Here is an 18,546-nt window from a genome sequence, read left to right as displayed (position 1 = left end):
GATGTCGAGCGGCCGGTTACGCGGCCTTGCTCACGTCGGCTGCCGCGGGCTCCTCGGCACTGAGCAGCCGCAGCCTGGGCCCGGCGCCCCCGCGTCCGCCGCGGCGGTGCAGGGTACGGGCGGCGTAGTCGCCGGCGAACTGGATGAGCGAGATGACGACGGCGAGGATCGCGACCGTTATCCACATCAGCCCGGTCTCGAAGCGCTGGTAGCCGTAGCGGACGGCGAGGTCGCCGAGACCTCCGCCGCCGACGGTGCCGGCCATGGCCGAGTAGCCGATGAGGGCGATGATCGTGGTGGTGGTGCTGGCGATCAGCGACGGAAGCGCTTCGGGGACCAGGACCTTGCGGACGATGGTCCAACTGCTGCCGCCCATGGACTGGACGGCCTCGACGAGCCCTCCGTCGACTTCGCGTACGGCCGTCTCGACGAGTCGCGCGAAGAAGGGGATACCGCCGATGGCGAGCGGCACAATCGCGGCCTCGCTGCCGATGGTCGTGCCGGTGACCCAGCGGGTGAAGCTCATCAGCGCGACCATGAGGATGATGAACGGCATCGAGCGGCCGACGTTCACGATCTGGCCGATGACCTTGTTGACCAGGACGTTCTGCAGCAGGCCGCCCTTGTCGGTGAGGACGAGGAGTACTCCGAGCGGGAGCCCGGCCACCACGGCGATCAGGGTGGACCAGCCGACCATGATCAGGGTCTCCCAGGACGCCTGCTCCAGCAGTGGCTGCATCTCGGACCAGGTCACTTGGCACCTTCCTTCACCAGCGGGGACGGCTCCTCGGCCGCCTCGCTCACCACGTCGATCTGCAGGCCCTGTTCGCGCAGGAAGCCGACGGGCACCACGTTGTCCTCGTAGCGGCCGGGCAGTTCGATCCGCATCCGGCCGACCTGGAGGCCGCCGACGGTGTCGATGGCGGCACCGAGGATCGAAATGTCGATGTTGTAGGTGCGGGCCAGCTGGGAGATGACGGGCTGCGTGGCGGCCTCGCCGTGGAAGGTGACGTCGAGGACGGTGCGGTCGGCGCCGGACGCGTCGCCGCCGACCGGGAAGAGGGCGGCGGCCAGCTCGGAGCCCGGGGTGGCGAGCAGCTCGCCGACCGTGCCGGACTCGACGACGCGGCCCCGGTCCATGAGGGCTGCCGAGTCGCAGACGCTCTTGACGACGTCCATCTCGTGGGTGATGAGCAGGACGGTCAGGCCGAGCTGCCGGTTCAGGTCGCGCAGCAGCTGGAGGATGGAGCGGGTGGTCTCCGGGTCGAGGGCGCTGGTGGCCTCGTCGGAGAGCAGGACCTTGGGGTCGCCGGCCAGGGCGCGGGCGATGCCGACGCGCTGCTTCTGGCCGCCGGAGAGCTGGGCCGGGTAGGCGCCCGCCTTGTCGGCGAGACCGACGAGGTCGAGCAGCTCCAGCGCCTTGCGGGAACGTTCCTTCCCGGACTTGCCGAGGATCTCCAGCGGCAGTTCGACGTTGTCCTGCACGGTCCGGGAGGAGAGCAGGTTGAAGTGCTGGAAGACCATGCCGATACGGCTGCGCGCCTGCCGCAGTTCCTTGCCGGCGCGGGGGCCGCGGCCGGCGAGCGCGGTGAGGTCCTGGCCGGCGACGGTCACCGTGCCGGCGGTGGGGCGCTCCAGGAGGTTGACGCAGCGGATGAGCGAGGACTTGCCGGCGCCGGACTGGCCGATGACGCCGTACACCTCACCCTCACGGACGTGCAGGTCGACGCCGTCCAGGGCGGTGACCTCGCGGCCGCGTGAGCGATAGACCTTCGTGAGGCCCGATGTGGTGATCACGTGGGTTTCCGTCACTGTCGAGTGCGCGGCACAGTGGTGTGCGCCGGGCACGGGGCGTTGTTCTTCGGGGGCTTGGGGGTCCTTCGGAACGCGGCACGGTTCTCGCGGTGGCGATGCGCGGTGGCGTGGGAAACCGGGGAGAAACGTGTGCGCGGGGCGTGGCTCGGCCGCGTGCGCGGGGCGCGGTGGCGGGTACGAGCCGGCGCTCGCTTCGGGGCGCGAGGCTCAGGTGGTGCAGGGGCCCTCTAGAAGGCGCACATTCGGCACATACAACGAGCACCGGGCGTCATCGTCGCCTCGGTCGCAGGGGTGCGGTCGCTCGTCGTGCTCATGCGATCAGTAAAGCAGACGTGTGGTCCTGACCGGACACCGCTGTCCGGATGTTGGACAGCGGTGGACGGTGGCCGGTCGCGGGGCCGCCGATCAGCCCCGGACGGAGATCTCGACTCCCGCCTCGGTGACCAGTGCCGACAAGGCCGACAGGTCGGTGACCACCAGGTCGGCGTCGAGTTCGTCGGCCCGGTGGGTTGTGGCCAACGCCACGGTGGTCATGCCGGCGGCGCGGCCGGCCTGGAGTCCGACGGGGGCGTCCTCGAAGACCACGCAGGCGGCCGGGTCGACGCCGAGGGCGCGGGCGCCGAGCAGGTAGGGCTCGGGGTCGGGCTTGCCGCGGGTGATGTCGTCGGCGGCGACGAGTGTCTTGGGCAGGATGCCGACGGCGCCGAGCCGGGCCTCGGCGAGCCGGCGGGTCGCCGAGGTGACGACGGCCCAGCGGTCGGCCGGCAGGGCGTCGAGGAACTCCCAGGTGCCGGGCAGCAGGTGCACGCCCCCGCCCGGTACGTCCTCGACCTCGAGCTGCTCGATCCGCGCCACGGCTTCCGGCACCCTGGCCGCGGGGAGCAGGTCGGCGGCTATCTCCGCGGCCGGCCTCCCGTGCAGCTCGACCCGCGCGAACTCCTGCGCCGTGATCCCGTACTCACCGGCCCACCGCGTCCAGCAGCGGCGTACGGACTCGAGGGAGGAGACGAGGGTTCCGTCGTTGTCGAACAGGAGGGCTTGTGCGTGGATCTTCATGTCTCCGACCCTACGGCTCGACCGGTCCCCGCCGGACGGGGCCGGGGACGGCGGGCCTTTTGGGCCGTAATAGGGTCGCTGCCATGCTTGACGTCCTGACGCTGGTGACCGGCGTCGCCGCGCTGCTGCTCGCCGCCTGGTGCGGCTGGGCGGCCTACCGTGACCAGCCGACGAAGGACTGGCACTTCATCGGCATGGCCGTGGTCTCGGTGCTGGCGCTGGTCCAGCTCGTGGTCGGGATCGTGCAGCTGGCGCGCGGCGAGGAGCCCGGCCAGGGCACGACGATCTTCGTTGCCTATCTGCTGGGCGCCTTCGCCTGTGTCCCGGCGGCGGGGTTCATGTCGCTGGCCGAGCGCACTCGCTGGGGCTCGGTGACGGTCGCCGCCGGCGGTGTCGTCCTCGCCGTCCTCGAGGTGCGGCTGTATGACATCTGGGGAGGCTGAGATGGTGGCCGCGCAGGAGAAGACGGACCGGAAGCGGTTGATCAGCGGTCCCGGGATCCTGCTGGTGTGGCTGTACGGGGTGATGGTCGTCGGCGCCGTGTCCCGGTCCGCGTACCAGATCGCGACCGAGTTCGACCGGGCGCCGCTCCCCTACACGCTGTCGGCCGTCGCGGGCGTCGTCTACGGCTTCATCACGTACACCCTGGTGCGCGGCGGCGAGACGGCCCGCAAGGCGGCGCTGGTGTGCTGCGCCGCCGAGCTCGTGGGCGTCCTGACCGTCGGCACCTGGACGCTGGTGGAGCCGTCCGCCTTCGCCGACGCGACCGTGTGGTCGGACTACGGGATGGGGTACCTCTTCATCCCCGTGCTGCTGCCGCTGTCGGCCGTGTACTGGCTGCGCCGGGCCCGTACCGCGTAGCGGCGGGCGGGCCCGGTACCGCCGGCGGCTTCAGGCCGTGGTCGCGTACGCCTCGGCCGGCTTCTCCAGGACGATCATGGGCACGCCGTCCGCGCCCTGCGCGGTCCCCACCGTCTCGTAGCCGACCCGCCGGTACAGCCGCAGCTTGTTCTCGCTGCGGTGCCCGGTGTGCAGGCGGAAGCGCTTGGCGCCGCGCTCCTCGGCGAGGGCGGACTCGGCGGCGCGCAGCAGGCGGGCGCCGATGCCGTGTCCCTGGAGCCGAGGGTGGACACACAGCTTGCCGATGGACGCCGCCCCGTCGTCGGTGACCCGGCCGTGCACCGAGCCGACTACCTCGTCGCCGAGCCGCGCGACGAAGACGCAGTCGTCGGCGACCTCCTGGCGCACGGAGTCGAGGGTCTGGACGAGCGGATCGATGCGGTAGTTGCCGTACAGCGCCGCCTCGCTCTGGAAGCAGAGGTACTGCAGCCGGAAGATCTGCTCGCCATCCTGCTCGGTCGCCGCCGAGATGGTCACGCTCATGCCCATGTGTGCACGCCTCCCGCTCACCTGATCACCTGTGGTCCCCCACTCCTATCCCCGTCCTCAGCGGGCCGCAACCTCCGGCGTCAGCAATCGGCGCAGACATCCCAGACATCGGGAGCGTTCCGGGCCAAGACTGCCTTGTGAGATACCCAACTCCCCCGCGATTTCCCGGTATGTGAGGTCTTGGGGCGACAGCAGAGCCTCCATCAGCCGGGGGCAGCGGCCGGGCAGCCGGCGCACGGCGTCGCGCAGGGCGCGGTGCCTGGCCGCGGTGAGCGCGAGCTGCTCGGGCTCGTGCTCGGCCGCGCCGGCGGGTTCGGTCTCGTACGGCCGCTCGTCGCGGATCGTACGGCGGGTGCGGCGCGCCTCGGTGCGGACGGCGCTGCGCAGCCAGCGCTGCGGGTCACGGGGCGGGCCGTCGACCTCCAGGCGTTCCAGAAGGCGCAGCCAGACCGCCTGTTCGAGGTCGCCGGGCTCGGCCCCCGACGCATATGCCTCGGCCGATGCCTCGGCGGTGAGCAGGGGGCGCAGGGAGGTCACCAGATCGTGCGTCATATGCGGGCCAGACGCGGCCGCCCGGGCGCCGGGTTGCCCGGACGGCCGAAGGTCACCCCAACCGGGGGCGGTCGCTCAGTTGTTGACGAAGTCCTCGCGGGCCAGCAGGCCCGTGTCCGGGTGGTCGGTGAAGACGCCGTCGATGCCGGTTGCGAAGTAGGTCCGGAACGCGCCGAAGGCGTCGCCGTAGGCATCCGGGTCGCTGCCCTTGCGGAAGTCCGCGGGGAGGAAGGGGTTTTCGTTGCGCATGGTGTACGGGTGCAGGATCAGGCCCGCGCGGTGCGCGTCGCGTACCAGCGTGGTCGGTTCGGTGAGCCGGCCGGCGGAGTCCTTCGGGATGACCAGGTCCAGGGTGGGGCCGATGCCCTGCGCGTAGGAGGCGATCTCCTTCAGGCCCTTCGGCGTGATGAGGTCGGCCGTGGTGCGCGGGTCGCCGGTCTCGACGAAGTCCCAGGGACGGCTGTTCGCGCCGGAGAGCAGCACGGCGAGGGGGTTGCCGACGAGCTTGTTCATCCGCTGGATGCTGGTGGGCTCGAAGGACTGGATGATGACGGGCGAGTTCTTCCGGTCCTTGCCGTACTTGCGCAGCAGCCGCGCGAGGCGCTCCTCCGTACCGAGGCCCAGCTTTCGGAAGTAGGTGGGGTGCTTGAGCTCGGGGTAGATCCAGACCTGCTTGCCGCGCTTGCGGGTCTGCTCGTTCTGCCAGCGGAGCACCTCTTCGAAGGTGGGGATCTCCCAGCGGCCGTCGTAGAGGGTGTTGTGCGGGCGGTTGGCCGGGATGCGCTCGGTGGCGCGGAGCGTCTTGAGCTCGGCGAGCGTGAAGTCCTCGGTGAACCAGCCGGTGACGGAGACGCCGTCGAGTTGCTTCGTGCGCTTGCGGTCGGTGAACTCGGGGTGGTCGGCGACGTCCGTGGTGCCGCCGATCTCCGGCTCGTGCCGGCAGACGAGGTGACCGTCCCTGGTGGGGACCAGGTCACCGGCCTCGACGATGTCGGCGCCCATGTCGAGGGCCAGTTCGTAGGCGCCGAAGGTGTGCTCGGGGCGGTAGCCGCTGGCGCCGCGGTGGCCGATGACCGTCGGGACGGGCAGGCTCTTCACCCCGCCGCCGCGACCGCCGTGTCCGCCGCCGTGCCGGGCGTCGGCGGCTCTCGCTGTGCCGGACAGGCCGAGTACGGCTCCGCCCGCGCCGAGCACCGCCGCTCCGAGGAGCGCCCGCCGTCCGGTGCCGCCCGCCTGCTCGTCCGACTCCTGCGTTCCCATCAGGGCCCTCCTGCCGTTGACCGTCAGTGCGGGCCGATCGTAGGGGCGCGTACATGACGGGCGGGAGACCGTGGCCGGAACACGCGGGTGCGTGGGGATGTCGTATGGGCGCGGAGGGGCCGGTGGGGGGTGGGGCGGGATGCCTGACGTGCCGTCGGCTTCGGGGCGGCGGGCCGGGGTACTCGTCCAGTCGCCGTGGCCGGCGTGGGGCGCCCCGCGTGGCCGGCGGCCATGGCACAGGGGTCGGCCGCGCGGGTCCGGCGGCGCGCCTCACACGGTCCGCGTGTCGCGCGTGCTTCGATCCGGGCCGTGTCCGCACCTGCGGACCGGCGACGTCCGGGCCCCGGGGACGCGACCTGCCTCACATCCCCGGGTGGGAGTAAGGGCCGTGCGACCGCCTGCACCGCAGGTGAACGCCTGTCAACACTGGGTAACTCCCGGATGACCCGACGTGCGTGACCCCCTCGGCCGCGAGTAATGTCCTCACCTGCACAGACTCACACCGCATCCCCGACACCGGAGGACCCGTTGTCCCGCTTCGCGCTCATCAAGGCAGTGCTCGGCCCGATCATGCGCCTGATGTTCCGCCCACAGGTGGAGGGCGTGGAGAACATCCCGGGCGACGGCCCGGTGATCCTGGCCGGCAACCATCTCACCTTCATCGACTCGGTGATCATGCCCCTGAAGTGCGATCGGCAGGTCTTCTTCATCGGCAAGGACGAGTACGTCACCGGCAAGGGCCTCAAGGGACGGCTGATGGCCTGGTTCTTCACCGGCGTCGGCATGATTCCGGTCGACCGGGACGGCGGCCGGGGCGGGGTCGCGGCACTGATGACCGGCCGCCGCGTGCTGGACGAGGGCAGGGTCTTCGCCATCTACCCGGAGGGCACCCGCTCCCCCGACGGCCGCCTCTATCGCGGCCGCACCGGCATTGCCCGGCTCACCCTGATGACCGGCGCCCCCGTCGTACCGTTCGCCGTGATCGGCACCGACAAGCTCCAGCCGGGGGGCGCGGGCCTGCCCCGGCCGGGCAAGGTCACGGTGCGCTTCGGCGAGGCGATGGAGTTCTCCCGCTACGAGGGCATGGACCGCGACCGTTACGTCCTGCGGGCCGTGACCGACTCCGTGATGACCGAGGTCATGCGGCTGTCCGGCCAGGAGTACGTGGACATGTACGCGAGCAAGGCGAAGGCCGCGTAGGGCCGCGAAGCGTACGGAAACGGACGGCGGACCGCTCGATGAGCGGCCCGCCGTCCGTGCGTTGCGGACGCGGCACGGCGCCCCGGCGACGGTGGCGCTGCCGTCGGGGCGCCGTGCCGCGTCCGCCGGCGCGCCGTGTTCGCCTGCCCGGGCGCCGTATCCCGTGGACCGGGATCCGTGTCGCCCGCACGGGCGCCCTGCCGCGTGGACCGGCGACGTGTCGCTCACACCGGGCTGCGCATCGCCTGCGCGGGCGCCGAGTTCGGCTGGTCTGCGCGTTCCGGCCCGCCCAGTTCATGGCCGTCGGCACCGGCGCAACGGCGTCGTGCCGCGGGGACGGCGTCCCACAGCCGAGGTGCGGGGCACCTCCGGGGCCCGACCCGGCGGGTGCCGGACCGGCCGGGTGGCGGGGGCGACGCGGCCGACCCGGCGGCTGCCGGACCGGCCGGGTGGCGGGGGCGACGCGTAGCCGACCTTCCCGGCGCGTGTTTGCCGCGCACCCGGCCCGGCCGACCGGAATGCCGCCCCGGGCGGCTCGGGCGGGCACGGCCGGCTCATTCGGGTCGGGCGGCACGAGCGGCACGGCGGCTCGGGCGGCACGGCGGCTCGGGCGGCTCGGGCGGCTCGGGCGGCTCGGGCGGGCACGGCCGGCTCATTCGGGTCGGGCGGCACGGGCGGCACGGCGGCTCGGGCGGCACGGCGGCTCGGGCGGCACGGCGGCTCGGGCGGCACGGCGGCTCGGGCGGCACGGCGGCTCGGGCGGCACGGCGGCTCGGGCGGCTCATCCGGGTCGGGCGGCACGGCCAGCACCGGCGGCACGAGCGGCACCGGCGGCACGAGCGGCACCGGCGGCACGGCGGCACGGGCGGCTCGGGCGGCTCATCCGGGTCGGGCGGCACGGCCAGCACCGGCAGCACGAGCGGCACCGGCGGCACGGCGGCTCGGGCGGCACGGGCGGCTCATCCGGGTCGGGCAGCACGGCCGGCACGGCCCGCTCAAGCGGCACGGCCCGCTCGGCCGGCTCGGCTGAGTCGACCGAACCGGCCGAACCGGCCGGATCCCTACGGGTGTTCCACCCCGTCCTCCAGGCGCTGGCCACGCAGCAGGAACCAGGACGCCACGGCGGCGGCCAGGAGGACGGCCGCGCCTACGCCCGCCGCGAGGGTCAGGCCGTCGACGAAGGCCTGGCGGGCGGCGTTCAGCAGGGCCTCGGCCGTGTGCGCGGGGAGGTCGGAGGCGGCCTCCACCGCGCCGCCCAGCGACTCGTGTGCCGCGGCCGGGGTGCCGTCCGGACCGGTGAAGTCGCGGTAGACGCCGGTCACGATGGAGCCGAGCACCGCGATGCCGAGGGCGGCGCCGAGTTCGTACGCCGTCTCGGAGACCGCGGAGGCGGCTCCCGCCTGTTCGCCCGGCACGCCGGACAGGATCACGTCGGCGGTGACGGTGAACGAGAAGCCCGCGCCCACGCCGACGACGAGCAGGACCGCGCCGAGCAGCGGGTAGCCGGTGTTCTGGCCGACGACGGTCAGCGCGGCCAGCGCGAGACCCACGGCGGCGAGACCGCCGGAGACCACGGCACGGACCGAGAAGCGCCGGGCCGCACGGCCGGCGAGCAGGCCGGCCACCACCGCGCCGATGGCGGCGGGCAGTTCGGCCAGGCCCGCCTCGAACGGCCCCCTGCCCTGCACGAGTTGCAGGTACTGGGAGAGGAAGAACACCAGCCCCGACAGGCCCAGGATGGTCAGCAGGTCGGCCAGGACCGCGCCGCTGAAGCCACGGTTGCGGAACAGCCGCATGTCGAGCAGCGGGACCGGCATGGTCAGCTGGCGGCGGACGAAGCCGTGGAGCGCGGCGGCGCCGAGCAGACCCGCGGCGAGCGTGGCCCACGCGAACCCGTGCGCGGCTGCCTCCTTGACGGCGTACACGACGCCGACCATGCCGACCAGCGAGAGGGTGACACTGAGCAGGTCCCAGGGGCCCGGGTTCGGGTTGCGGGACTCGGGCAGCAGCTTGACGCCGACGACGACCAGGACCGCCATCACGGGCAGGTTGATGAGGAAGACCGAGCCCCACCAGAAGTGCTCCAGCAGGAAACCGCCGACGACCGGGCCGACCGCCGCACCGGCCGAGGCCGCGGCGCCCCATATGCCCACGGCGAGGCTGCGTTCGCGCGGGTCGTGGAAGAGGTTGCGGATCAGGGCCAGGGTGGCGGGCATCAGGGTGGCGCCCGCGACGCCGAGCAGGGCCCGGGCGACGATCATCAGCTCGGGCGTGGTCGCGTAGGCGTTGAGGACCGAGATCGCACCGAACGCCGTGGCGCCGATGAGCAGGATGCGCTTGCGGCCGATGCGGTCGCCGAGGCTGCCCATGGAGACCAGCAGACCGGCTATGACGAAGGAGTAGACGTCGCCGATCCAGAGCAACTGGGTGCCGGAGGGCGCGAGATCCTCACTGATGTAGGGGGTCGCGAGACCGAGCACGGTCGCGTCGACGGCCACCAGCAGCACGGCCAGCACGAGGACGGACAGCGCGAGCCAGCGGCCGGGGCGCTTCACCGCCTCGTTCGACTGCGCCGGCTGCAGGGTGCGGGTCATGGTTCACTCTCTCCGAAGTGCGCCGCCGAGCAGCAGCTCGACGATCATGTGGGTGAAGTCGTTGCGGGCCACACGGCCCTCCGTCACGGCCCAGGCGCAGGCGCCCAGCAGGCCGTACAGCGCCTCGGTGAGCCAGGCGGGGGTGAGGTCGATGCGGAACTCGCCGCTCTCCTGACCGCGGCGGAACACCGCGGCCATCCGGGCGTCGATGCGGGCCCAGCCCTCGTTCTGCTCCTCGCCCTCGAACAGCTGGTTCTCGGTGTAGAGGAAGGCGAGCAGGCCGGCGGCGGGCTCGATCTCGCGCACGAGCCGGCGCACCGCGTCGGCCGCCGGCCCGTCGTCGAGGCGGGCCGCGTCCAGGGCGGCCTCGCACTCGGCGATGCCTAGGGACTCCAGCGCCCGGACCAGGGCGTCGCGACCGGCGAAGTGCCGGTGCAGCGTGGCCCGGCTCAGCCCGGCCGCCCTGGCGACCTCGTCCATGGTCGCGGTGGCTCTGCGGGTCAGCAGGGCGGCGGCACTGCGCAGTACCTGGTCACGGTCAACAGCCATGAGACAACGATAACCCACCTGAGACACGTTTGTCTCACATGGGGCCTGCGTGACTCACCTCACGAGCGAGACCGCCCTGCGGGAGCAGTCAGTGCCAGGGCAGCTGCCCGCGCCGCGCCCAGTAGGCGTCCGGGTCCTCGACGAGCGCGCCGAGTCGCGCCACCTGGTCGTCGTCGAGGTCGACGGCGGCGGCGTGCAGGTTGGAGCCGAGCTGGTTGACGGTCGCGGCGCCGGAGAGGACTACGTCGGCCCAGGGCTGCCGCAGGATCAGCGCGAGGGCGACCGCGTCGCAGCCCAGGGCGGTCTCCTCCGCCACGGCCTTCAGGGCACCCGGCGCATGCGGCGCCGCGAGGCGGCCGTTGGCCATGCCCTCCTTGACGATCACGGTGAGGCCGGCCTCGTGCGCCTCGGCCAGCGCGGGCCCGGCGGAGGTGTCCAGCACGTTGTACGTCGACTGGACGGTACGGAAGAGGGGCTCGCCGTCGACGGTCACGGCGAGCGCGGTACGGATCGCGTCGGCCTGGGCGGGACCGCTGGTGGAGAAACCGATGGTGACCCCCCGCGCGGCGGCCTCGGCCAGCTTCGCGTGCAGTTCCTTGTCGGTCAGGGCCGGACTGCCGGGAGTCAGCGAATGGATCTGGTAGAGGTCGAGCCGGTCGCCGAGCAGAGCATCGGTCTCGGCGCGCTGGCGCTCGTACGTCGCCGCGCCGTGGTCCTTGACCTCGTGCCGCTCGGCCTCGGCCGACCAGTCGGCCGTGTAGGTGTAACCCCACTTGCTGCCGACGACCACGTCGTCCACGTCGGGACGCTCCCGGAGCCAGCCGGCGAGGAACTCCTCCGAGCGCCCGTAGGAGCGTGCCGCGTCGAAGTACCGGACCCCCTGCGCGTAGGCGGCGTCGAGGATGTCGTGGGTGCGCTCGCGCATCGCCTCGACGCTGCGGTCGGCCGGCAGGTCCCGGTCGCGGCCGAGGTTGATGTAGCCGGGGCGGCCGACGGCGGCGAGACCCAGGCCGATGTGGCAGGTGGGGGTCGTGGCCGCGGCCAGGCGGGCGAAGGGCATCGCGGGCTCCGTTCGGTCGGCTGCTGGAGCTGTGGAAGCTGCTGAGCTGTTGACCAACGTAACCGCGATGCCCCTCGGGCACACCGGCTGCTACTTCTTGGCGTTCGCCCACGCGTGCTGGCCGGCCACGTCCGCCTTGACCTCGGCGAGCTGGACGGCGACCGCACTGGGTGCCGTACCGCCGCGGCCGCTTCGGGAGGCGAGCGCGCCGGGGACGTCGAGGACGGTGCGCACCTCGGGGGTCAGATGGGCGGAGATCTTCGCGAACTGCTCGTCGGTCAGCTCGTCCAGCTCCTTGCCCTCGGCCTCGGCGGCCTTCACGCACTCCCCGGCCACCTCGTGCGCGACGCGGAACGGCACACCCTGCCTGACCAGCCACTCGGCGATGTCGGTGGCGAGCGAGAACCCGGCCGGGGCCAGTTCCGCCATGCGCTCGCGGTGCACGGTGAGGGTCGCCATCATGCCGGTGAAGGCGGGGAGCAGGACCTCCAGCTGGTCGATGGAGTCGAAGACCGGCTCCTTGTCCTCCTGGAGGTCGCGGTTGTACGCGAGCGGGAGGGCCTTGAGGGTGGCCATCAGGCCGGTGAGGTTGCCGATCAGACGGCCGGACTTGCCGCGGGCCAGCTCGGCGATGTCCGGGTTCTTCTTCTGCGGCATGATCGACGAACCGGTGGAGAAGGCGTCGTGCAGGGTGACGAAGGAGAACTCCTTCGTGTTCCAGATGATGATCTCCTCGGCGATCCGGGAGACGTTCACGCCGATCATCGCGGTGATGAAGGCGAACTCGGCGACGAAGTCGCGGGAGGCCGTCCCGTCGATGGAGTTGCCGGCGCTGCCGTGCTCGAAGCCGAGGTCCTTCGCGACCGCCTCCGGGTCCAGGCCGAGCGAGGAACCGGCCAGGGCGCCCGAGCCGTACGGCGACACGGCGGTGCGCTCGTCCCACTGGCGCAGCCGCTCCGCGTCCCGGGACAGCGCCTGGACGTGGGCGAGGACGTGGTGGGCGAAGAGCACCGGCTGGGCGTGCTGGAGGTGGGTGCGGCCGGGCATCGCCACGTCGGGGTGGGCCTCGGCGAGGCCGACCAGCGCGTCCTGGAGGTCGGCGATCAGGCCGCCGACGGTCCGGGCGTGGTCGCGCAGGTACATGCGGAAGAGGGTCGCCACCTGGTCGTTGCGGGACCGGCCGGCGCGCAGCTTGCCGCCGAGGTCGGGGCCGAGCCGCTCCAGCAGGCCGCGCTCCAGGGCGGTGTGCACGTCCTCGTCGGCGATGGTGCCGACGAAGGAGCCGTCTGCGACGTCGGCTTCCAGCCGGTCGAGGCCGTCGGTCATCCGGGTCAGCTCGTCCTCGGTGAGCAGGCCCGCCTTGTGGAGCACACGCGCGTGGGCGCGCGAACCGGCGATGTCGTAGGGCGCGAGCCGCCAGTCGAAGTGGACGGACGCGGACAGCCTCGCCAGGGCCTCGGCGGGACCGTCGGCGAAACGGCCGCCCCAGAGCCGGACATCACCGTTGTTGCTGCTCACTTGGGTCGCTCCTCTGGGCCGTTGTGGTGCCACCGCCTCCGCACGGTTACCTCCGGTGGCATGCATGATTATGCAGAGTTCCGCATGATTCGTCAATCTGGCGGGGTCCGGCTGGACACGAGGACCAGCTTTCCCGCATCCCCGACCGCGCGCAGGCGCAGTGGCCGTCCACGAAACGCCGGCCGGGGAGGCCGCGGGCGTGCCGGAGGTGGGCGGAAAACGCGTCCGTCTGCCGGGACCAGCGGGGATTCCTCGGACAGGCGCACGACGGGCACCCATAATCGTTAGTCATGGGAAAGACTTATGAGCGCATAGACGGCAGACTCCGCACCTTCATCGAGGCACAGCCCCTCTTCTTCACCGCCACCGCTCCCCTGGCCGGCGACGGAACGGTCAACCTGTCCCCCAAGGGCCTCACGGGCAGCTTCGCGGTGCTCGACGACCTCACCGTGGCCTACCTCGACTTCGCCGGCTCCACCGCCGAGACCGTCGCCCACCTGCGCGAGAACGGACGGATCACGCTCATGTGGTGCGCCTTCCAAGGGCCGCCGAACATCGTCCGGGTGCACGGCCGCGGCGAGCCGGTCTTCCGCGACGACCCCCGCTTCCCGGAACTGCTCACCCACTTCCCGGACATCGACACCACCGAGCACGGGCTGCGCGCGATCATCGTGGTCACGGCCGAACTCGTCCGCGACAGCTGCGGCTACGCCGTCCCCTTCATGGCGTACGAGAGCGACCGGGACCTGCACGGCAAGCGGTTCGCCCGCGAGGACGACGCGTCGCTCAGTGCGTATTTCACCAAGAAGGAGCACATCGCGACGAGCATGGACGGCCTCCCCGGGCTGCCGTTGCCGCTGCCCCCCTCTACCGTCTGACCCATGCGCCCCGGTCTCGTCGCCGTCCTCGTCTCCGCCTCCCTCCTCGTGCTCGGTGCGGCGCCCGCCGACGGGCCCGTTCCCCGGCCGCTGCCGGCCCGGATGGCGGACACCGGCGGCGGCACCCAGCTGATCACCGCGGTCGCCCCGCGGACCGGCTCGACCGAGGGACGGGTCACCTGGTGGGACCGCAGGGGCGGCGGCAGGGACGCCGGCCGGTGGGTGAAGGCCGGGTCCGCGCCGGCCCGCTTCGGGGCCAACGGGCTGGCCGACGGGGCGACGCGCGAGCAGGGCACGAACACCACCCCGACCGGGCTGTACGACCTGCCGTACGCCTTCGGCATCCGGGCGGCGCCGCGCGGGACGGCGTACCGGTACCGCCCGGTGCGCCAGGACTCCTGGTGGTGCCAGGACAACGCCTCCCGCGCCTACAACCGCTGGACCGAACCGCGCCCCGCCGACTGCCGCGCCGCCGAGGCCGAGCACCTGATCACCTACCCGGCGCAGTACGCGCACGCCCTCGTCGTCGGCTTCAACTACCACCGCCCGGTGCGCGGACGCGGCGCGGGCATCTTCCTGCACGTCAACGGGCGAGGGGCGACGGCCGGTTGCGTGTCGGTGCCGGCGGAGGCGATGCGCCGCATCCTGCGGTGGGCCGACCCGGAGGACCAGCCGCACATCGCGATCGGTACCTCGGGCGGGGCGACGGCGATCACACGCTACTGAACGGGCGCGGCAGTACCGGCACGGGCTGAACGCTCCGGGGGTGCGGCGCGTATCTGTGGGCCAAGGGTCAAGTCCCCACGGAGGAACCGTGACCACCACGCTCGCCGGCGGCCGTGCCGCCCGCCGTCAGACGATGCGGCGCATCCGTCCGCGCCGCTCCCCCGCCGTCCCCCTGCTGCTCGCCGTGTGGGCGGGCGCGGCGGGCGTGTTGTGGCTGTGGTGGCGCAACACGCCCGCCATCTCCGACCAGACCGGCATGATCCTCAACGCGGGCCGGATCACCGGTCTGCTCGCCGGGTACCTGATGGCGCTGGTGGTGCTCCAGATGGCGCGCGTGCCGGCGCTGGAGCGGCGGGTGGGCTCCGACCGGGTCGCCCGCTGGCACGCCATGACCGGCCGCTACACGCTCTGCCTGATCCTCGCCCACGTCTTCCTGATCATGTGGGGGTACGCCGCCCAGGCCGGCAAGGGCCTCGGCGACATCGTGCAGCAGACGGTCAGCTCCGTGAACCAGCTGCCGGACATGGGCAAGGCGGCCATCGGCACCGGACTGCTGGTCCTCATCGGACTGCTGTCCGCCGGCCCGGTCCGCCGCCGCATTCCGTACGACGCCTGGTACCACGTGCATCTGCTCACCTACGTGGCGGTGTTCCTGACCTTCTGGCACCAGCTGACCACCGGCAACGACTTCGCCGTCGAGCCGGTCGCGAAGACCGTCTGGTACACGCTGTACGGGACGGTGACCGCGCTCGTCCTCTGGTACCGCTTTCTCACCCCCCTCCGCCTCAACCTGCGGCACCGCATGCGGGTCGAAGCCGTGATCGAGGAGACGCCCGGGATCGTGTCGGTGCTGATCGGCGGGCGCCGGCTGCACCGGATGGGCGCGGAGGCCGGGCAGTTCTTCCGCTGGCGGTTCCTGGCGCCGGGGATGCGGTTCAGCTCGCACCCGTACTCGCTGTCGGCGGCGCCGCGCCCGGACATGCTGCGGATCACCGTGAAGGCGATCGGCGACCACAGCGCCCGGCTGCGCGAGCTGGAGCCCGGCACCCGGGTGTGGGCGGAGGGCCCGTACGGCGCCCTGACCGCGCAGCGCCGCAGCCGCGGCAAGGTGCTGCTGGTGGCGGGCGGGGTGGGGATCACGCCGATGCGGGCGCTGTTCGAGACGCTGCCCGGCGCATCCGGCGACATCACCCTGCTCTACCGGGCCAACAGCACCCAGGATCTGGCCCTGTGGGACGAACTGGCCGGGATCGCCGACGAGCGCGGGGCCCGGCTGATGTACGCGGTGAACAGCCCGCACGGGGAGCGCCCCGACATCTCTGCGGAGACCCTGAGCCGCAAGATCCCGGACGTCGACCGCCACGACGTCTTCCTGTGCGGGCCGCCCGGCTTCGCCCAGTCGGTGTACGAGGCACTGCGCGGCGCGGGAGTCCCCGCCCGCCGTATCCACCACGAGTCGTTCGAGATGTGAGCGACGGACATCAGGAGTCCAGGACAGATGAGGAAAAGCCACCCCGTTCGGCGTGCCGTGCTCGCCGGCGCCGCGACCGTGTCCGGGATCGTGCTGCTGCTGTCGCTGAAACCGGCGTCCGACCCGGGCTCCGCCTCGGCGGCGGGTGGCGCGGCGCCGCCGGTGGCCGCGCAGTCGCCGCAGGGCGGCCGGGGCGCGGGGGCCGGCACGGTCACGGGTGACGCGGCGAGTACGCAGTACGGCCCGGTGCAGGTCCGGCTCACGGTGAACGACGGGAAGATCACGGGCGCCGAGGCCGTCCAGGCGCCCAAGGGCGGACAGAGCGACCAGGTCACCGCCAACGCCGTACCCAAGCTCAACCAGGCCGCCGTCACCGCCGGCAACGCCGGCAACGCCGACATCGACGCCGTCTCCGGCGCCACCTACACCAGCGCCGGATACAAGCAGTCGTTGCAATCGGCACTGGACAAGGTGGCCGCCGCCGGGTCCGCCGGACAGGGATCGGGCGGCGAGGGAGCGGGCGGTGACAGGTCCGGTGGTGACGGACCGGGCGGGGGCGCCCAGGGCACGCAGACGCTCACCGGCGGCGTCGCGCAGACCCAGTACGGGCCCGTTCAGGTCCGTGTCACCGTCAGTGGCGGGAAGATCACGGACGCCGAGGCCGTGCAGGCGCCCAAAGGCGGACAGAGCGACCAGGTCACCGCCAACGCCGTACCCAAGCTCAACCAGGCCGCCGTCACCGCCGGCAACGCCGACATCGACGCCGTCTCCGGCGCCACCTACACCAGCGCCGGATACAAGCAGTCGTTGCAATCGGCACTGGACCAGTCCGGTGGCTGACGCCGTGGCCGAACCCGCACAGGCCCCCGCCGCGGTGCGTCGTGTGGAGGAGACGATGGGGACCGTCTTCTCCCTCGACGTCCGCGGCGGGGAACCCACGGCCGTCCACGCGGCGCTGGACGAGGCGGTCGCGGGGCTGCGCCGGGTCGACGAGGTGTTCAGCACCTATCGGGAGGGCAGCCAGATCTCGCGGCTGGCGCGCGGTGAACTGACCGTCGGCGCGTGCGCGCCCGAGGTCGCCGAGGTGCTGGAACTGGCGGCGGAGGCGGAGCGGGTGAGCGACGGCTGGTTCAGCACGTCGTACCAGGGCCGTCTCGATCCGACCGGGATCGTCAAGGGCTGGGCCGTGGAGCGCGCCGCCCGGCGGGTCGCGGCGGCGGGTGCGAGTGGCGTCAGCGTCAACGGGGGCGGGGACGTGCAGTTGCTCGGGGCGCCGGGGGCGGGGCGGCCGTGGCGGGTCGGTGTGTCGGATCCGCTGCGTCCGGGCGGGCTGGCGGCTGTCGTCTCCGCGGCGGGGACGGCCGAGCTGGCGGTGGCGACGTCCGGAAGCGCGGAGCGGGGTGCGCACATCGTCGATCCGCGCACCGGGCGCTCCGCGGTGACCGACCTGGTGGCGGTGACGGTGGTGGCGCCACGGCTGACGTGGGCGGACTGCTGGGCGACGGCGGCGTTCGCCATGGGGTCGCGGGAGGGGTTGCGGTGGCTGGAGTCCCTGGACGGGGTCGAGGGGCTGTTGGTGACTGCCGGGGATGAGGTGCGGTGCACGGGGGGTTTGGCGGGGTGGCTGGGGTGAGCGGCGTTGGTGAGTGAACGGCGCTGCGGCTGAGGTACGGGGGTGTCACTCGCCCGCGTCGGCGGGGTGCCTCCCCCGCTCCCGGCTCCTCCCCCACGCTCGGCTTCGCTCGCGCGGGGGCCCCGTCAGCGGGAGGTGGCCCCACCGCCCGCCCGTGCCGCCCCTGGGGGTACCTGGGTACCTCCCAGGCCGTTCAGGCACGGGGGGAGGCACGACTGCCCGCAGCCGGGAAAGGGGCGCGGGGAACTGCGCGGCCGGCCACGGACGGCCCGCGGTCGGCCGACCACCGCGTCGCCCCCTTCAGTGGCCGTTCTGAGCCAACCTCAGCAAATGGTCCGCCAGCGCCTGCCCACCCGTAGGCTCCCTGCTGATCAGCATCAGCGTGTCGTCTCCCGCGATCGTGCCCAGGATGTCGTGCAGCTCCGCCTGGTCGATCGCCGAGGCGAGGAACTGCGCCGCCCCCGGAGGAGTCCGCAGGACCACGAGGTTCGCGGACGCCTCCGCGGAGATCAGCAGCTCCGCCGAGAGCCGCCGCATCCGCTCCTCCTTCGCCGACTCCCCGAGCGGGGCTCGCGGGGTGCGGAAGCCGCCCTCGCTGGGCACCGCGTAGATGAGGTCGCCGTCGCTGTTGCGGATCTTCACCGCGTTCAGCTCGTCCAGGTCCCGGGAGAGCGTCGCCTGGGTGACGGTCAGCCCGTCGTCGGCGAGCAGCTTCGCCAGCTGGCTCTGCGAGCGCACCGCCTGCCGGTTGAGGATGTCCACGATCCGGCGGTGGCGTGCGGTGCGGGTCTGCGGAAGGGCGGGCCCGGCCGTCTGCTCGTGCTCCTGCGCATGGCTCATCGTCG

General features: G+C 72.7%; 18 protein-coding genes and 1 pseudogene. 8 read left to right on the top strand and 11 right to left on the bottom strand.

Annotated elements, in window-relative coordinates; translation table 11 throughout:
• Nucleotides 1-16: 16 nt before the first annotated feature.
• From ACIQ1J_RS18895 to ACIQ1J_RS18885, 3 genes are all read right to left on the bottom strand, one after another.
• A complete protein-coding gene (locus ACIQ1J_RS18895; protein ID WP_403557959.1) occupies nt 17-754 on the bottom strand; it encodes a methionine ABC transporter permease in 738 nt (245 codons plus the stop codon).
• Entirely contained in the window at nt 751-1,797 is a 1,047-nt protein-coding gene (locus tag ACIQ1J_RS18890; RefSeq protein ID WP_210961512.1) for a methionine ABC transporter ATP-binding protein, read from the bottom strand. The genes ACIQ1J_RS18895 and ACIQ1J_RS18890 overlap by 4 nt, the downstream gene beginning before the upstream one ends.
• A gap of 423 nt (nt 1,798-2,220) precedes the next feature.
• Nucleotides 2,221-2,871, bottom strand: a complete 651-nt coding sequence (locus ACIQ1J_RS18885) for an HAD family hydrolase (protein WP_403557956.1) — start codon at nt 2,869-2,871, stop codon at nt 2,221-2,223.
• Between the two features lie 83 nt (nt 2,872-2,954).
• Here ACIQ1J_RS18885 and ACIQ1J_RS18880 point away from each other — a divergent pair, with 83 nt between their 5' ends.
• Nucleotides 2,955-3,314 carry a hypothetical protein gene (locus ACIQ1J_RS18880; RefSeq protein ID WP_210961514.1) on the top strand — a complete coding sequence of 120 codons (360 nt, stop codon included), beginning with the start codon at nt 2,955-2,957 and terminating at the stop codon, nt 3,312-3,314.
• A gap of 1 nt (nt 3,315) precedes the next feature.
• A complete protein-coding gene (locus tag ACIQ1J_RS18875; protein ID WP_121745961.1) occupies nt 3,316-3,732 on the top strand; it encodes a hypothetical protein in 417 nt (138 codons plus the stop codon).
• A gap of 30 nt (nt 3,733-3,762) precedes the next feature.
• Here ACIQ1J_RS18875 and ACIQ1J_RS18870 read toward each other — a convergent pair whose 3' ends face one another.
• The 3 genes from ACIQ1J_RS18870 to ACIQ1J_RS18860 form a co-directional block, all read right to left on the bottom strand.
• Nucleotides 3,763-4,260: a GNAT family N-acetyltransferase gene (locus ACIQ1J_RS18870; protein WP_403557953.1), complete on the bottom strand. Its 498-nt coding sequence runs from the start codon at nt 4,258-4,260 to the stop codon at nt 3,763-3,765.
• Between the two features lie 57 nt (nt 4,261-4,317).
• On the bottom strand, nt 4,318-4,812 hold the full coding sequence (locus ACIQ1J_RS18865) for an RNA polymerase sigma factor (RefSeq protein ID WP_210961517.1): 495 nt from the start codon (nt 4,810-4,812) through the stop codon (nt 4,318-4,320).
• 75 nt (nt 4,813-4,887) lie between these two features.
• Nucleotides 4,888-6,072, bottom strand: a complete 1,185-nt coding sequence (locus ACIQ1J_RS18860) for a glycerophosphodiester phosphodiesterase (RefSeq protein WP_403557950.1) — start codon at nt 6,070-6,072, stop codon at nt 4,888-4,890.
• A gap of 455 nt (nt 6,073-6,527) precedes the next feature.
• Between ACIQ1J_RS18860 and ACIQ1J_RS18855 the strand changes: the two are divergent.
• Nucleotides 6,528-7,272, top strand: a pseudogene (locus tag ACIQ1J_RS18855) (lysophospholipid acyltransferase family protein).
• 1,061 nt (nt 7,273-8,333) lie between these two features.
• On the opposite strand, the gene ACIQ1J_RS18850 reads toward ACIQ1J_RS18855, so the two are convergent.
• The 4 genes from ACIQ1J_RS18850 to argH all read right to left on the bottom strand — a co-directional run bounded on the left by ACIQ1J_RS18850 (nt 8,334) and on the right by argH (nt 12,993).
• Nucleotides 8,334-9,866, bottom strand: a complete 1,533-nt coding sequence (locus ACIQ1J_RS18850; protein WP_403557948.1) for an MFS transporter — start codon at nt 9,864-9,866, stop codon at nt 8,334-8,336.
• Nucleotides 9,867-9,869: 3 nt separating this feature from the next.
• Nucleotides 9,870-10,415, bottom strand: a complete 546-nt coding sequence (locus ACIQ1J_RS18845) for a TetR/AcrR family transcriptional regulator (protein WP_210961521.1) — start codon at nt 10,413-10,415, stop codon at nt 9,870-9,872.
• 88 nt (nt 10,416-10,503) lie between these two features.
• Nucleotides 10,504-11,475 carry an aldo/keto reductase gene (locus tag ACIQ1J_RS18840; RefSeq protein WP_403557946.1) on the bottom strand — a complete coding sequence of 324 codons (972 nt, stop codon included), beginning with the start codon at nt 11,473-11,475 and terminating at the stop codon, nt 10,504-10,506.
• Nucleotides 11,476-11,565: 90 nt separating this feature from the next.
• Nucleotides 11,566-12,993 (bottom strand): argininosuccinate lyase, encoded by a 1,428-nt coding sequence (argH, locus tag ACIQ1J_RS18835; protein WP_403557944.1) that lies wholly within the window; start codon nt 12,991-12,993, stop codon nt 11,566-11,568.
• A gap of 290 nt (nt 12,994-13,283) precedes the next feature.
• On the opposite strand from argH, the gene ACIQ1J_RS18830 reads away from it, so the two are divergent.
• The 5 genes from ACIQ1J_RS18830 (at nt 13,284) to ACIQ1J_RS18810 (ending at nt 17,701) form a co-directional block, all read left to right on the top strand.
• Nucleotides 13,284-13,871 carry a pyridoxamine 5'-phosphate oxidase family protein gene (locus ACIQ1J_RS18830; protein ID WP_210961524.1) on the top strand — a complete coding sequence of 196 codons (588 nt, stop codon included), beginning with the start codon at nt 13,284-13,286 and terminating at the stop codon, nt 13,869-13,871.
• A gap of 3 nt (nt 13,872-13,874) precedes the next feature.
• Nucleotides 13,875-14,597: a L,D-transpeptidase gene (locus tag ACIQ1J_RS18825; RefSeq protein ID WP_403557941.1), complete on the top strand. Its 723-nt coding sequence runs from the start codon at nt 13,875-13,877 to the stop codon at nt 14,595-14,597.
• An 88-nt stretch (nt 14,598-14,685) separates the two neighbouring features.
• Nucleotides 14,686-16,068, top strand: a complete 1,383-nt coding sequence (locus ACIQ1J_RS18820; protein ID WP_403557939.1) for a ferric reductase-like transmembrane domain-containing protein — start codon at nt 14,686-14,688, stop codon at nt 16,066-16,068.
• A gap of 27 nt (nt 16,069-16,095) precedes the next feature.
• Nucleotides 16,096-16,908: an FMN-binding protein gene (locus tag ACIQ1J_RS18815; RefSeq protein WP_403557937.1), complete on the top strand. Its 813-nt coding sequence runs from the start codon at nt 16,096-16,098 to the stop codon at nt 16,906-16,908.
• 55 nt (nt 16,909-16,963) lie between these two features.
• A complete protein-coding gene (locus tag ACIQ1J_RS18810) occupies nt 16,964-17,701 on the top strand; it encodes an FAD:protein FMN transferase (protein ID WP_403558236.1) in 738 nt (245 codons plus the stop codon).
• Between the two features lie 300 nt (nt 17,702-18,001).
• On the opposite strand, the gene ACIQ1J_RS18805 is transcribed toward ACIQ1J_RS18810, so the two are convergent.
• Nucleotides 18,002-18,541, bottom strand: coding sequence for an arginine repressor (locus tag ACIQ1J_RS18805; RefSeq protein ID WP_403557935.1), 540 nt, complete (start codon nt 18,539-18,541; stop codon nt 18,002-18,004).
• Between the last annotated feature and the right edge of the window lie 5 nt (nt 18,542-18,546).

The organism is Streptomyces sp. NPDC097107, assembly GCF_044762405.1.
Lineage (GTDB): Bacteria > Actinomycetota > Actinomycetes > Streptomycetales > Streptomycetaceae > Streptomyces > Streptomyces thinghirensis.
Note: the sequence above shows the minus strand (reverse complement) of the source record. Positions and strands in the feature narration are given on the sequence as shown.